This window comes from Pseudomonas sp. S06B 330 (assembly GCF_002845275.2).
Lineage (GTDB): Bacteria > Pseudomonadota > Gammaproteobacteria > Pseudomonadales > Pseudomonadaceae > Aquipseudomonas.
Map to the genome: position 1 here is coordinate 4,274,236 of NZ_CP088149.1, position 14,163 is coordinate 4,288,398.

The window sequence follows — 14,163 nt, forward strand, 5'->3', positions numbered from 1 at the left end:
TATCAGGCCGGACGCAAGGTTTTCTCGATGCTCAGCGTTGCCGGGGGACTAACACAAGCCCTGCGGGTGTCGGGTCAGGCAGACGGCGCTTGTTCAAAGCACGGCAAATCACGGTCCACGGTGACCCATGGCAAGGCCGAGGCACACCATAGGTGCATCCCTGGTTGCACGCGCGCGGCATTGCTCAAGGTTCCGGCCTTGATGGCCAGTACACTTGGCATAGCGGCTATTTCCGAGTACAACGCCGAGCCACAGGCGTTACAGAAAAAACGCTTTACCGGATGACCACTGCCTCCGGCTTTCTCGTAGTTGGCGAGGCTATTGCCCTGCACGACAAAACCTTCAGCCGGCAACAAGAGGTTGATCGAGAACGCACTGCCCGACTGCTTCTGACAGTCTGTGCAATGGCACACGGCCGTGGTCAGTGGCGCCATGGCGCTGGAATAGTGGACGCTGCCGCACAGGCAACCGCCATCGATAGTGGTCATGGGAACGCTTCCTTTGGGATGGAGTAAACAGGTGCGATTGCCGGCGCCTCAAGGCGCCGGACGCTAAAGCAAAGGCGAATGACGGGGGCCGATCATCGTGTTCTGAGCAGGCGTGACAGCCTTGGGCTTCCACACAGCGGCGTGACGCTCGGTGTGCCGGAACGAGGTAAAACCAATGCTGAACCAGAAACAGGCCAACAGCCCCGACAGCAGGCAGACAATCAACATCGCGTACTTAATCGCTGCCAGATCATGCAGCACATGATCAGTCAGCAAGCCAACGGCGACGGGGCCCAATCCAGCACCCAGCAGATTGATCATGCCGGTGTACATTGCCGCGAACTGGCCGCGCATCGGTGCCGGAGCACTCTCTTGAATCGCCGCCGGCCCGGCACCAAAGAAGATGAACCAGAACGGGCAAGAAATCGCGAGAAAGATCAGCGCCAACTGGGCCGTGGGCATCAGCAACATCAACGAGCTGCTCAAGGTCAGACCAAAGCCGCCGACCACCGCAACCCGCAAATTGCCATGCATCACACCTCGCTTGCGCCAGTAGTCGCCCAGCCAACTGCCGACCAGCGCCCCCAAGGGCCCGAGAAAACACAGAAACAGGCCTAACTGCTTACCGATTTCGGCATAGGTCCAGGCGAACTCGCGAACGAAAAACGTCGGCACCCAACTGCTCATCGCGTACACACCCATGTAGAAAAAACCACCGCCCAGCATCAACGCTGAATAGCTTCTACGGTTCGAGCGAAGAAAGGCCATGACCTCTGAAAACGGCAACTGACTCGCGCCAGCCATGCGCTGTTGAGCGGTGTTTTTTCGGGTCCTGGGCTCGGGAATAACCGTCACCATCAAAGCGATCAGAAGCCCTGGCAGACCAATAGTCAGGAACGTTAGTTGCCAGGCCTCTAACTTGCCCAGCAGTGGCAATGTGGGCGCTGCAGCGGTGAACACCCCCAACACCGTGCCGCCGATGAGCAAACCGGCGCCCGCCCCGAACGGGCCGGCAGCACCAAAAATACCCAGTGCTTTACCCCGCCGGTGAGGAGGAAACAGATCGGCCAGCAATGACACCGTGCCAGGAATCAGCACCGCTTCGCCGACTGCTACGCCAATACGCGCCAGCAGCAGATGCCAATAGTCACTGGCCAAGCCGCCCGCCGCCGTGGCCAGGCACCACAGAGCGATCCCCACGGCAATCACCATGCGGCGGTTGCCGTGGTCAACCAAACGAGCAATGGGCATCCCCACCACGGCGTAGAACGCCGCGAAGGTGAAGCCATGCAACAGCCCCATCAAGGTATCGCTGACACCCAGCGAGTGCTGGATTGGACCGACCAGCAAGGTCAGGATTTGCCGGTCCATGATGGAGAAAACATAAGCCAGCAGCAGGGTGCACACGGCATACCACGCACTGTGTCGGCTCACACCCAGCCAGGGTTGCTCACCGAGCACGCTAGCATCGGACTTCTGGGACATGGTTGTGCCTCGTTGTTCTTATTTTTAACGGAGGAGTGCAAACACTCGCCCCTTGGCTCAGGCCGCGGGGCGAGCCCTGGTTAACCGTGTGTTCCGTCCTTGCAACTGGCCTGCGTCCAGATGTTATTTTCGCGCCAGAAGTTTTCCTTGCGCCAGTACGCCGGCAAACCACTGCCCGTCGAGCGAATGACTCGCTTGAGCAGCACTTTCAGCAGTTGTGCCTCTTCGAAGTTCAATGCTTGTTCTGCAGACGTTTCGGCGGCCTTGGCAAACGCCAATAACTCAATAGCAAAGCGCCGTCCCTGCTCAGTGAAATGCACCCGTCGATCTTGGTCGCAAACAATCAGGCTGCGATCGATTAACGGCTGCAGGTCTTTCGCCGAAACCCCCTGCCCCGATATCGCAACGAGATGCTGCAGATCCGCCAGGGTGCGGCCATCGCCCATGCTGAGCACTGTCAGCAACTCGTAGTCAATGTCTCGCAGGCCCTGCTCCTTGAGGCGCTCTCGAATCGGCATGAGCAATTGGTAATAGGTACGGCCCAACAGAAAACCAAGCCAGTCGTCTTCGAAGCTCGAGCTGTCGCCCTCAAGCACGCTGTTCTTCTTGAGCAGCAGACTGTAGCCACCGCTGTGGAAGACAAGAGGCGACTTGTCGAAGCTGTCGAAGGCCACCACTTCACCAACGAAAATGATGTGATCGCCGCCCTCATAGCGGTAGGTAGTCCGGCACTGAAAACGGGCCGAACAGCCTTCGAGCAACGGTATCTCACCCGGACCACGTTGCAGGGATAGTGTGGCGAACTTGTCTTCACCCCGTTTGGCAAAACGGTTCGACAGCGACTCCTGATCTGCCGAGAGAATATGCACCGCGAAGTGCTCGGCATCGATAAAGGCCGATGCGCTTGACGAGGTCTTGCTCAGGCTCCACAGCACCATCGGCGGCTCAAGCGAAACTGAATTGAAGCTGTTAGCGGTCAGGCCATAATCCTGTCCGTCCTCTCCACGGGTGGTGACAATAGTCACACCCGTGGTGAACGCCCCAAGCGCCTGGCGGAACTGCTTGGGATCGATATGGGAGGTGTTCATTGGCGTGCTCCATCGCTGCCGGGGCGGCAGCGAATTGTCGTCGTAGGTTCAAAAAATCAGCGGTTCAGCAGCGGCATGACCAGACGGCCAAAGCGCTCGGCTTCTTCATGATGGGGGTAGCCGGAAAGGCAGAACCCGCTACAACCTGCGTCGACGAACGCCATTAATTGATCCGCGACCTGCTGTGGATTGCCGACCACCGCAACGCCCGCACCAGGACGAACTTCCGTGATACCAGTCCACAGGTGCGGAGTCATCTTGCGGCCCACGGTCTGGGACAGTTCTTTCTGCCGTTGGTTGGCCACAGACTCTGCCATCATCGTCTTGACCTCAGACAGCCAGGTCGGATCTGCGCCGGTGACCAACGCATCGGCCGCAGCCCAGGCTTCTTCTTCGGTTTCTCGGCAGATGATTTGCAGCCGCATGGCGAACTCAATTTCCTCGCCTCGACCGTACTTCGCTGCGCGCTCACGCATCTCCTGGATTTGTTCGGCGATGCGCTCCGGGTAATCACCCCAGAACAGGTGAACAGCCGCGTGCTTGGCGGAAATCTCCGCAGCCTGCTCTGAACCGCCGCCAAGGAAAAAGGGCGGGTGCGGCTGCTGGAAGTTCTCCAGGGTCTTTCTCGGCCCGTGCACTTGATAGTACTTGCCGTTGTACTCGACCCCCTCCTCTGTCCACAGGCGTTTCATCAGCTCGACCTCTTCCTCCATCTGCTCGTAACGCGCTTCCTTGGAGCTGATCGAGCCTTCAGCGTACGCGTCTTTTTCACTGAGGCCAGCGATCAGGTTGACGTAGATACGGCCTTGGGAAAGTTGGTCGAAGGTGGAAAACATCCGCGCCTGCGCCACAGGATGGATGATGCCGGGCTTCACAGCGACCAATGCTTTGAGTTTTGTCGTACGCGAGATCAGGAACGAGGCAGTGACCCAAGCGTCCCAGCAGTATGGGGTGACCGGCACCAGCACATAATCGAAACCGGCGTCTTCAGCAGACCTCCCCACCCGCTCAAAATGCTCCATCGATTGCGCAACACTTTTGCTCGGATCACTGAACGCCGTGGTGTCACCAAATGTCGGGATGAACCAACCAAATTGCAGCTTTTTATTGTTATTCATGATGTGTGCTCTCGTACGAATGAACGATGCGATGCACTAAATCAAACCCTCGACAATGGGGGAAATGAATATGTAACATTTATGGTATGCACAATATAAATACAAAAACGCTAGACCTGAATTTACTGGTGGTGTTTGCCACGTTGTGGGACACCCGTAACGTCACGCGCGCAGGCGAACGCCTGGCACTGAGCCAATCCGCCGTGAGCCATGCACTGCGCCGCTTGCGCGAACGCCTGGATGATGAGCTGTTCGTGTTGGGCAGCAGCGGCCTGGTGCCGACGCCACGGGCGATGGAACTGATTGCTCCGGTGCGTGAAGCGCTGGAAAAAATCGACCAGGCGTTGCAAGGCGGTGATGCCTTTGTGCCCGCTACAACGCAGCGCAAATTCCGCATCGCTGCGGGCGATTTCGTCGAGTTTCTGATCCTGCCGAAGTTGATCCAGTACATCTCCCATCAAGCACAGGGGGTGATGATTGAAGTGGTACCGCTGCCTGCGACCAACGGCCTGTCGACAATGCTGGAAAGCGGCGAGATCGATCTGGTGATCAATACCCCCATGACACTTGGCGCTGGGCTGCGCCATGAGCACATCACCGCTATCCAATTGGTGACGATGATCTGGGCCCGTGAAGGCGTTCCACCTGGGCGTTTCCCCTTGGAGCTCTATCTGCAGCGACCACAAGTGATGATCGAGGTGCATCAGCGTACTGGCAATATCATCGACCGAACCCTCAATGACCAGGGCCTGGAACGACGCATTGGTGCGCTGGTGCAAAATTTTATGGCGATGCCGGTGATCGCGGCGCAAACCGGCTACATCTGCAATTTACCGAAACTGATCGCTCAGGTGTTTGCGGACAATTTCGGCCTCAGCTGTCATGAACCACCCGTGGAGTTCCCTGAACCTGAATTGGTTGCGTATTGGCACACTCGATACGATGCAGACCCTGGCCTGATCTGGTTACGAGAACGTGTGAAGAACTGCATCTTGGCCTGAGGGAACTGAGCCTGTCGCTGTAGGCGACGGCGTGGTTCAACAGTACTGAAGGGCTGAGTTATATGGTGTCCCAGGGCAGGTTCGAACTGCCAACCTTCCCCTTAGGAGGGGGATGCTCTATCCAATTGAGCTACTGAGACACAAGCGCCGGCAACGAGCGTTGCGCGGCAGAGGACGGCGTGCATGTTAACCAGCACGTCGGCATTTGTCATGTCATCCGTGGGGCTTTTTGCCTGTAGCCATTTTGCACCTGCAGGTGCGGATCGTGCATTCTGCAACAAGGCAGCAGGCCATCATTGCAGATTGCACGGGGCTGTTACTTAAAAAGTATCTCAAGTCATTGATTTTAAAGGATTAAACCAAAGAAAAAGGCTGGCATGCCGTGTGCAACACCTACTCCATAAAAAAGTGCCCGGCAACCGCCCTCACCCTGTGGAGTATGCCTGATGAACCGCTCATTGCTCCTGCTTAACGCCCTGGCATTGGCCATACTGGTGGGGTTGATAATGCAACCGGAAGGTTCCGCTGCAGCGTTCCAGGGGCAACCAATACCATCGATACCTGCGCAAAAGGCAGTATTTGACGCTCAAGCAGAAAAGCCGCCTGCTGCGACCCAGCCTTCCCTGCTGCAACCCAGCGCCCCGCAGGAGCGCTTGGTGTTCTAAAGGCTCATCCACTGGCGAGCACGCCCTGCTCCCGCAACAGGTCAAGCAAGCGCGCCACGGCCTCATCAAGGCTCGTGGAATTGTCCAACAGGTGCACGCCGTGATCAGCGACGCTCAATTGCTGACTGCGCGCCAGACGCTGCTCAATGTCCTCAAGCGCTTCCCGGCCACGGGCAAGCAAACGCTGGCGTAGGACGTGTGGTTCGACGCTGAGCAAAATTGCCAGAAGATCAGGATATTGCTGCCGTGCTTGCGCCAAGTGTGCGCGTGATCCATTGACCAGGACTGCTCTGCCCTGCGCCAACCAGTTGTCGATTTGCACCGGGATTCCATACGCCAGGCCATTGGCCCGCCAATGCAAGGCGAACTCGCCCTCGGCACACAGCTGTTCAAAGCGTTCGCAGGAAACGCCAACAGCATCTTCACCTTTGGCTTCAGCCGAACGGGTGATCACCCGCCGTGCGACAACCACATTGTGAGTGTCTAACGTTGCCCTGGCAGCATCGATCAGTGAGTCCTTGCCAGAACCGGAAGGCCCCATCAAATAGATCAGGCGCCCAGGGAGTGCTGTACGAGGGTCGGCGCTTGCGTCATGCTGCATAGCCACTATGCTCATCGGTAAGGAAGCCTGCGCATTCTAGACGCTTTCCATGGCCTTTTTCGCCTATTGCCTACGGACTTAGCAAAAGGTCCCGACGGGCCGCAAAAGGAAAAAATGATAACTTTTCAAACCAGTGCTCATTTCTGATAATTGGTACTGGCAAAACGCCTTTACCCGACTCAATATTTGTCACAGAATTGACGCCAAGGAACCGGCGACAATGAGGCATGATTCTCACCTCATTCACAATTCAGGTTGAACATTTTGTCGCCGTGATGGTCGTACTGAAATCGTGCGGCCAATTTCGAGAACCGCTTCCCCTGAACTAAAACCGGTCAATTATATGCGCCCAATGAAACAGGCTGTTTACTCAAGCCGCACCGCTGACAAATTCGTCGTCCGCCTCCCCGACGGAATGCGTGAGCGCATTGCCGAGGTAGCGCGCCACCATCATCGCAGCATGAACTCGGAAATCATCGCCCGCCTGGAACAGAGCCTGATCCAGGAAGGAGCCCTGGGTGACGAGCTGAGCATGCGCCTGGACAGCCCGGAGCTGTCGCTGCACGAACGTGAGTTGCTGCAACGCTTCCGTCAACTTTCCCACCGCCAGCAGAACGCTCTGGTGGCCTTGATTGCCCACGACGTCGAGATGGCAGCTGACGCCTCCTGAAGACTGACCCGCAATTGAAAAAGCCAGCGTAAGCTGGCTTTTTTGTGTCTGGGCTATGGCACTTACAACAGGAAGATCGTCGCCAACCCGAGGAAGATAAAGAACCCGCCGCTATCGGTCACGGCCGTGATCATCACACTGGCGCCCATGGCCGGATCACGCCCCAGGCGCGCCAGGGTCATCGGAATCAGTACGCCCATCAGCGCCGCCAGCAGCAGGTTGAGGGTCATCGCCGCAGTCATCACCACACCCAGTGACCAACTGCCGTACAACAGGTACGCGACCACGCCGATCACACCGCCCCACACCAGGCCGTTGATCAAGGCAACAGCCAGCTCCTTGCGCATCAGTCGCGAGGTGTTGCCAGGGCTGACCTGATCGAGCGCCATGGCCCGCACAATCATGGTAATCGTCTGGTTACCGGAGTTGCCGCCGATACCCGCCACAATCGGCATCAGCGCCGCCAATGCCACCAGTTTCTCGATTGAGCCCTCAAACAGGCCGATCACACGCGAGGCCACAAACGCCGTAATCAGGTTGATCGCCAGCCACGCCCAACGGTTGCGCAACGAACGCCAGACCGAGGCAAAGATGTCTTCCTCTTCGCGCAGACCGGCCATGTTCAGCACTTCGGTCTCGCTCTCTTCACGAATCAGGTCGACCATTTCGTCGATAGTCAGACGGCCGATCAGGCGACCGTTCTTGTCTACCACGGGCGCCGATACCAGGTCGTACCGTTCGAACGCCTGGGCAGCGTCGTAGGCGTCCTCTTCCGGCTGGAACAGTACCGGGTCGTCCGCCATGACGTCGGCGACTTTCTTCTCGGGGTCGTTAACCAGCAGGCGCTTGATTGGCAGCACGCCCTTGAGAATGCCGTCATAGTCGACAACGAACAGTTTGTCGGTATGCCCCGGCAGCTCTTTGAGCCGGCGTAGGTAACGCAATACTACTTCCAGGCTGACGTCTTCGCGGATGGTGACCATCTCGAAGTCCATCAACGCACCGACCTGCTCCTCGTCATAGCTCAGCGCGGAGCGAACACGCTCACGTTGCTGGGCATCGAGGGTTTCCATCAGCTCATGGACAACGTCACGCGGCAACTCAGGCGCCAGGTCAGCCAGCTCGTCGGCGTCCATTTCCTTGGCAGCAGCGAGCAGCTCATGATCGTCCATGTCGGCGATCAGGGTTTCACGAACCGAGTCGGATACTTCCAGGAGGATGTCGCCGTCGCGCTCGGCCTTGACCAGTTGCCAGACGGTCAGACGATCGTCCAGGGGCAAGGCTTCAAGAATGTAGGCGACGTCGGCAGAGTGCAGATCATCGAGCTTGCGCTGCAGCTCAACGAGGTTCTGGCGGTGAACGAGGTTTTCTACCAGGTCATGGTGATGACCCTCCTGACGGTGCGTCAGGTCTTCGACCACGCGTTGACGCTGCAGCAGTTCGACCACCTGGGCCAGGCGATCCTGCAAGCTCTCTTGCGTCTTTTTTGCTTCGATTTCAGTCATAGGCGAACTCCACTCCCAGCAGCGGAGCACGCCGGGAGAATCAATCAGTCAGATCTTGATTGGCAAAACTTGCTATTGAGTAACTACTGGGTAAGTCCATGGTGGTATTCCACAAGCCCCGGCGGGGCTGACGGGCGCAATCATACACCGCTTATGCTGTCAGAGTGCTGAAAAAATCGTGGTTAGAACAATCGTTTGCGCGACAGAGTTAGGACAACCTCTGCCTCTCTCTGTGCGACGGCGAGCAGAATAAAAAAAACACATGTCAGCAAGAAAAAGATAGAACGCAGAAAAGCAAAAAGCCCGCCTGAGTAGGCGGGCTTTCTGTTGTATGGTGCACTCAGGAGGATTCGAACCTCCGACCGCTCGGTTCGTAGCCGAGTACTCTATCCAGCTGAGCTATGAGTGCAGGGTTGGCGCTTGATAGACCAGATCACCTCTGGTTGAAGCTGAAACAACATTCAAGATGAACACTGTTTCGTCGTATGGTGCACTCAGGAGGATTCGAACCTCCGACCGCTCGGTTCGTAGCCGAGTACTCTATCCAGCTGAGCTATGAGTGCAGGGTTGGCGCTTGATGGACCAGATCACCTCTGGTTGAAGCTGAAGCAACTTTCAAGATGAAAACCGCTTCGTCGTATGGTGCACTCAGGAGGATTCGAACCTCCGACCGCTCGGTTCGTAGCCGAGTACTCTATCCAGCTGAGCTATGAGTGCATTTGTTACCGCGCATTATAGACCGCTAAATCTTTTTGCCAACCACTTTTTCGTTTAATTTCAACGACTTAGGCGATTCAGGCAGATTACAGCGTCCTACATGAATAATGGCGGAGAAGGGGGGATTCGAACCCCCGATACCCTTGTGAGGTATACTCCCTTAGCAGGGGAGCGCCTTCGGCCACTCGGCCACCTCTCCGCAACACGGGGCGTATAATAACCAGACCCTTCCCCGTTTGCAAACTCTTTTTTGAAAAAAACTCGATAAAAATTAATGGCTTGGTTCTTCGTCCTTCTCTTTCTTGATCCGCAGGTAGATTTCCTCGCGGTGGACGGCCACTTCTTTAGGGGCGTTTACACCGATTCGCACCTGGTTTCCTTTGACGCCGAGTACGGTCACGGTGATTTCGCCGTCGCCAATGATCAAGCTCTCGGCGCACCGACGAGTCAGAATCAACATATGTTTCTCCTCACGAAATTCAGTTCAGGGACAACAGTCTGCAAAAAAAAGGGCTTCAGCCTTTAGCCCGTGACGGCTAGCGACCTACGCCTAAGTATTGACCAGCGCGAGTAAAACGACAGATTTCTCACACCAGCCAGAAACAAGAAGGGCGCGGCTAAGCCGCGCCCTTGAGGCACTGCGTTACTCACCCTGTCGGGCGGGGGCGTCCAGCTCGAAGGCGGTGTGCAGAGCGCGTACCGCCAGCTCCAGGTACTTCTCTTCGATCACCACCGAGACCTTGATCTCGGACGTGGAGATCATCTGGATGTTGATGCTCTCCTTGGCCAGGGCTTCGAACATACGGCTGGCAACACCCGCATGGGAACGCATGCCGACGCCAACAATCGAGACCTTGGCGATGTTGGTGTCACCCACCACTTCGCGGGCATTGAGCTCCAGCGCGGTGGTATCCAGGACCTTGTGCGCCTTGTCGTAGTCGTTGCGGTGCACGGTGAAGGTGAAGTCGGTGGTGTTATCGTGCGAAACGTTCTGCACGATCATGTCGACTTCGATGTTCGCGGCACTGATCGGGCCGAGGATCTTGAAAGCAACGCCCGGGGTATCCGGTACGCCACGGATAGTCAGCTTGGCTTCATCGCGATTGAAGGCGATGCCGGAAATGATCGGCTGTTCCATGGATTCCTCTTCATCAATAGTAATGAGGGTACCCGGACCCTCCTGGAAGCTGTGCAGCACGCGCAGCGGAACGTTGTACTTGCCGGCGAACTCGACGGCACGGATCTGCAGAACCTTGGAACCGAGGCTGGCCATTTCCAGCATCTCTTCAAAGGTGATCTTGTCCAGACGCTGCGCCTGAGGCACCACACGCGGGTCAGTGGTATAGACACCATCGACGTCGGTGTAGATCTGGCACTCGTCCGCCTTGAGCGCTGCCGCCAGGGCAACCCCCGTGGTATCCGAGCCACCGCGACCGAGGGTGGTGATATTGCCGTGCTCGTCGACACCCTGGAACCCGGCAACCACAACCACCCGCCCGGCCTTGAGGTCGCCACGGATCTTCTGGTCATCGATCTGCAGGATGCGTGCTTTGTTGTGCGCGCTGTCGGTGAGGATACGCACCTGGTTGCCGGTGTAAGACACCGCAGGCACGCCCCGCTTCATCAGCGCCATGGCCAGCAAGGCAATGGTCACTTGCTCACCGGTAGACACGATCACATCCAGCTCACGCGGAACTGGCTGATCACTGATCTGCCTGGCCAGGTCGATCAGGCGATTGGTTTCGCCACTCATCGCCGATAGCACAACTACCAGGTCATCGCCGGCCTCGCGGAATTTCTTGACCTTGTCGGCAACCTGCTCGATTCGCTCGACCGTGCCGACCGAAGTGCCGCCAAATTTCTGTACGATCAACGCCATTTCAAAGCCGCCTCAGCCCATGAAGGGCACCCAATAAACATTCAAACGACACCCAGGCCCGCCACTAGACGACGGGCCAAAGGCTGTCTTAAACGCCCTGTTCCACGAATGGCACGGTCAGGGCCAGCGCGTTGTCCAGCGCTGCAGTGTCAACGCCACCACCTTGCGCCATGTCCGGACGACCGCCGCCCTTGCCGCCCACCGCGGCAGCGGCTTGCTTCATCAAATCACCGGCTTTGAGTTGGCCAGTCAGGTCTTTGGTTACGCCAGCAACCAGCACAACCTTTTCCTCATGGACACTGCCGAGCAGGATCACTGCGCGGCCGAGTTTGTTCTTCAACTGATCGACCAGCGCCAAGAGCGCCTTGCCGTCCTGACCATCCAGACGTGCAGCCAGGACCTTGACACCCTTGACCTCAACGGCCGAGTTGGACAGATCGTCGCCCGCAGCGCTAGCGGCCTTGGCCTGCAGTTGCTCCAGCTGTTTTTCCAGCTGGCGATTGCGCTCCAGGACTGCCGAGAGCTTGTCGATCAGGTTGTCGCGACTGCCCTTGACCAGTTGCGCGGCTTCCTTGAGCTGCTCTTCGGCAGCATTGAGGTAAGCCAGTGCCGCCTCACCGGTGACCGCTTCAATACGGCGCACACCGGAGGCAACGCCACCTTCGCTGATGATCTTGAGCAGGCCGATATCACCGGTACGTTTGGCGTGGATACCGCCGCACAGCTCGACGGAGAAGTCACCGCCCATGCTCAGCACGCGTACGTTATCGCCATACTTCTCACCGAACAGCGCCATGGCGCCCTTCTGTTTGGCGGTTTCGATATCGGTCTCTTCGGTTTGCACCTCGGAGTTCTTGCGCACTTCGCGATTGACGATGTCTTCCAGCGCCTTGAGCTGCTCTGGCTTGACCGCTTCGAAGTGACTGAAGTCGAAACGCAGGCGCTGACTGTCGACCAGCGAGCCTTTCTGTTGTACGTGATCGCCCAGCACTTGACGCAAGGCTGCGTGCAGCAAGTGAGTGGCGGAGTGGTTCAGCGACGTGGCGTGCTGGACATCGGCATCGACCTTGGCTTGAACCTGAGCACCGACCACCAGGCTACCGCTGGCAACGATGCCGTGGTGCAGGAAGGCACCGCCGGTCTTGGTGGTGTCGCGCACATCAAAGCGCACATTGCCGGCCTGCAGGTAGCCGGTATCACCGACCTGGCCACCGGATTCGGCATAGAACGGCGTGCGATCGAGGATCACTACGCCCTGCTCGCCTTCCGCCAACTGCTCGACGACTTTGCCATCTTTATAGAGCGCAACGATGTTGGCAGCGCTTTCGGTGGCGGTGTAACCGGTGAACTCGGTGGCCACATCGACTTTGACCAGGGTGTTGTAATCCAGGCCGAAGGCGCTGGCCGAACGCGCGCGCTCACGCTGCGCTTCCATTTCGCGCTCAAAGCCTGCCTCATCGATGGTCAGCTCACGCTCACGGGCGATGTCGGCGGTCAGGTCCATCGGGAAGCCGTAGGTGTCGTAGAGTTTGAACACCACGTCACCCGGAACCACGCTACCTTTGAGCTCGGCCAGGTCCTGCTCGAGGATCTTCAAGCCCTGCTCCAGGGTCTTGGCGAACTGCTCTTCTTCAGCCTTGAGCACACGTTCGATGTTGGCCTGTTGCTGCTTGAGTTCCGGGAAGGCTTCGCCCATCTCGGCGACCAGCGCTGCAACGATCTTGTAGAAGAAGCTGCCCGTGGCGCCCAGCTTGTTGCCGTGACGGCAGGCGCGACGAATGATCCGACGCAGCACGTAACCACGACCTTCATTGGATGGCAGCACGCCATCGGCAATCAGGAAGCCGCAGGAGCGGATATGGTCGGAAACCACTTTGAGCGAAGACTGCTCTTCGTTCTTGCAGCCGATAGCGGCGGCAGAGGCCTCGAGCAGGCTGCGGAACAGGTCGATCTCATAGTTCGAGTGCACGTGCTGCATGACCGCACTGATGCGTTCAAGGCCCATACCGGTATCCACCGACGGTGCAGGCAGCGGGTGCAGCACACCATCGGCCGTACGGTTGAACTGCATGAAAACGTTGTTCCAGATCTCGATGTAACGGTCGCCGTCTTCTTCTGGCGAGCCGGGTGGGCCACCCCAGATGTCAGGGCCGTGGTCGTAGAAGATCTCGGTGCAAGGGCCGCACGGGCCCGTGTCGCCCATGGTCCAGAAGTTGTCGGAAGCGTAAGGCGCGCCTTTGTTGTCGCCAATACGCACCATACGCTCGGCCGGAACGCCAATTTCCTGGGTCCAGATGTCGTAGGCTTCATCGTCACTGGCGTAGACGGTGACCCAGAGCTTTTCTTCCGGCAGCCCCAGCACCTTGGTCAGGAAGGTCCAGGCGTAGGTGATGGCGTCCTTCTTGAAGTAATCGCCGAAGCTGAAGTTACCCAGCATCTCGAAGAAGGTGTGGTGACGCGCGGTGTAGCCGACGTTTTCCAGGTCGCTGTTCTTGCCACCGGCACGCACGCACTTCTGGCTGCTGGTGGCGCGGGTGTAGGCGCGCTTTTCCTGGCCAAGGAAGCAGTCTTTGAACTGGTTCATCCCCGCGTTGGTGAACAGCAGGGTCGGGTCATTGCCCGGAATCAAGGAGCTGGAGGCAACTCGGGTATGTCCCTGCTCTTCGAAGAAGCGAAGGAAGGCTTCACGGATTTCTGCGCTTTTCATAGGTTCTTCCACGGAAACGGCGGCCCTGAGGCAAATGCTTGCGTCAAATTGACGAAACGACGGCAAAGGGCCGCATTATATCGGGCCTTAGGCTTGGGTGCAGTGTGTTTATGCTATAGAAACCGTCAATTGGACGGCTTGCAACGACATTCGCAGACAAAAGCGGTTAAAACCTCCTTCGCTACACACGCCTGAGCGGCCTAGACCTGGTTTACATGCTGATACGTTATTACTGGGGA

At 57.6% G+C, this 14,163-nt stretch carries 12 protein-coding genes and 5 tRNA genes; 3 read left to right on the forward strand and 14 right to left on the reverse strand.

The annotated features are described in order from the left end of the window. Positions 1–74 precede the first annotated feature (74 nt). From CX511_RS19005 to CX511_RS19020, 4 genes are all read right to left on the reverse strand, one after another. Entirely contained in the window at positions 75–488 is a 414-nt protein-coding gene (locus CX511_RS19005) for a GFA family protein (RefSeq protein WP_101293459.1), read from the reverse strand. Between the two features lie 63 nt (positions 489–551). Then, complete coding sequence (locus CX511_RS19010) at positions 552–1,973, reverse strand: MFS transporter (RefSeq protein WP_052675674.1); 1,422 nt, start codon at positions 1,971–1,973, stop codon at positions 552–554. Positions 1,974–2,053: 80 nt separating this feature from the next. After that, positions 2,054–3,061: a flavin reductase gene (locus CX511_RS19015; protein WP_045189175.1), complete on the reverse strand. Its 1,008-nt coding sequence runs from the start codon at positions 3,059–3,061 to the stop codon at positions 2,054–2,056. A gap of 56 nt (positions 3,062–3,117) precedes the next feature. Beyond that, positions 3,118–4,179, reverse strand: coding sequence for an LLM class flavin-dependent oxidoreductase (locus tag CX511_RS19020; RefSeq protein WP_052675676.1), 1,062 nt, complete (start codon positions 4,177–4,179; stop codon positions 3,118–3,120). An 86-nt stretch (positions 4,180–4,265) separates the two neighbouring features. On the opposite strand from CX511_RS19020, the gene CX511_RS19025 reads away from it, so the two are divergent. Next, positions 4,266–5,180 carry a LysR family transcriptional regulator gene (locus tag CX511_RS19025; protein WP_101293460.1) on the forward strand — a complete coding sequence of 305 codons (915 nt, stop codon included), beginning with the start codon at positions 4,266–4,268 and terminating at the stop codon, positions 5,178–5,180. A gap of 63 nt (positions 5,181–5,243) precedes the next feature. Here the strand turns inward: CX511_RS19025 and CX511_RS19030 are convergent. Next, positions 5,244–5,320: transfer RNA gene (locus CX511_RS19030), tRNA-Arg, on the reverse strand. 306 nt (positions 5,321–5,626) lie between these two features. Here CX511_RS19030 and CX511_RS19035 point away from each other — a divergent pair. Continuing rightward, complete coding sequence (locus tag CX511_RS19035; RefSeq protein ID WP_045189180.1) at positions 5,627–5,845, forward strand: hypothetical protein; 219 nt, start codon at positions 5,627–5,629, stop codon at positions 5,843–5,845. Positions 5,846–5,849: 4 nt separating this feature from the next. On the opposite strand, the gene phnN is transcribed toward CX511_RS19035, so the two are convergent. Beyond that, positions 5,850–6,446, reverse strand: a complete 597-nt coding sequence (phnN, locus tag CX511_RS19040; RefSeq protein ID WP_045189182.1) for a phosphonate metabolism protein/1,5-bisphosphokinase (PRPP-forming) PhnN — start codon at positions 6,444–6,446, stop codon at positions 5,850–5,852. Positions 6,447–6,789: 343 nt separating this feature from the next. On the opposite strand from phnN, the gene CX511_RS19045 reads away from it, so the two are divergent. After that, entirely contained in the window at positions 6,790–7,116 is a 327-nt protein-coding gene (locus tag CX511_RS19045; protein ID WP_038616878.1) for an Arc family DNA-binding protein, read from the forward strand. Positions 7,117–7,178: 62 nt separating this feature from the next. Here CX511_RS19045 and mgtE read toward each other — a convergent pair whose 3' ends face one another. The 8 genes from mgtE to alaS all read right to left on the reverse strand — a co-directional run bounded on the left by mgtE (position 7,179) and on the right by alaS (position 13,924). Further along, on the reverse strand, positions 7,179–8,621 hold the full coding sequence (gene mgtE / locus CX511_RS19050; RefSeq protein WP_045189183.1) for a magnesium transporter: 1,443 nt from the start codon (positions 8,619–8,621) through the stop codon (positions 7,179–7,181). Between the two features lie 332 nt (positions 8,622–8,953). Continuing rightward, a tRNA-Arg gene (locus CX511_RS19055) sits at positions 8,954–9,030 on the reverse strand. Positions 9,031–9,107: 77 nt separating this feature from the next. Then, a tRNA-Arg gene (locus CX511_RS19060) sits at positions 9,108–9,184 on the reverse strand. 77 nt (positions 9,185–9,261) lie between these two features. Then, positions 9,262–9,338 (reverse strand) — tRNA-Arg (locus CX511_RS19065). A gap of 108 nt (positions 9,339–9,446) precedes the next feature. After that, positions 9,447–9,537, reverse strand: a tRNA-Ser gene (locus tag CX511_RS19070). A 72-nt stretch (positions 9,538–9,609) separates the two neighbouring features. Continuing rightward, on the reverse strand, positions 9,610–9,798 hold the full coding sequence (csrA, locus tag CX511_RS19075) for a carbon storage regulator CsrA (protein ID WP_002554426.1): 189 nt from the start codon (positions 9,796–9,798) through the stop codon (positions 9,610–9,612). Between the two features lie 183 nt (positions 9,799–9,981). Beyond that, positions 9,982–11,217: an aspartate kinase gene (locus CX511_RS19080; RefSeq protein ID WP_045189768.1), complete on the reverse strand. Its 1,236-nt coding sequence runs from the start codon at positions 11,215–11,217 to the stop codon at positions 9,982–9,984. 88 nt (positions 11,218–11,305) lie between these two features. Further along, positions 11,306–13,924, reverse strand: a complete 2,619-nt coding sequence (gene alaS, locus CX511_RS19085; RefSeq protein ID WP_045189766.1) for an alanine--tRNA ligase — start codon at positions 13,922–13,924, stop codon at positions 11,306–11,308. Positions 13,925–14,163: the final 239 nt, after the last annotated feature.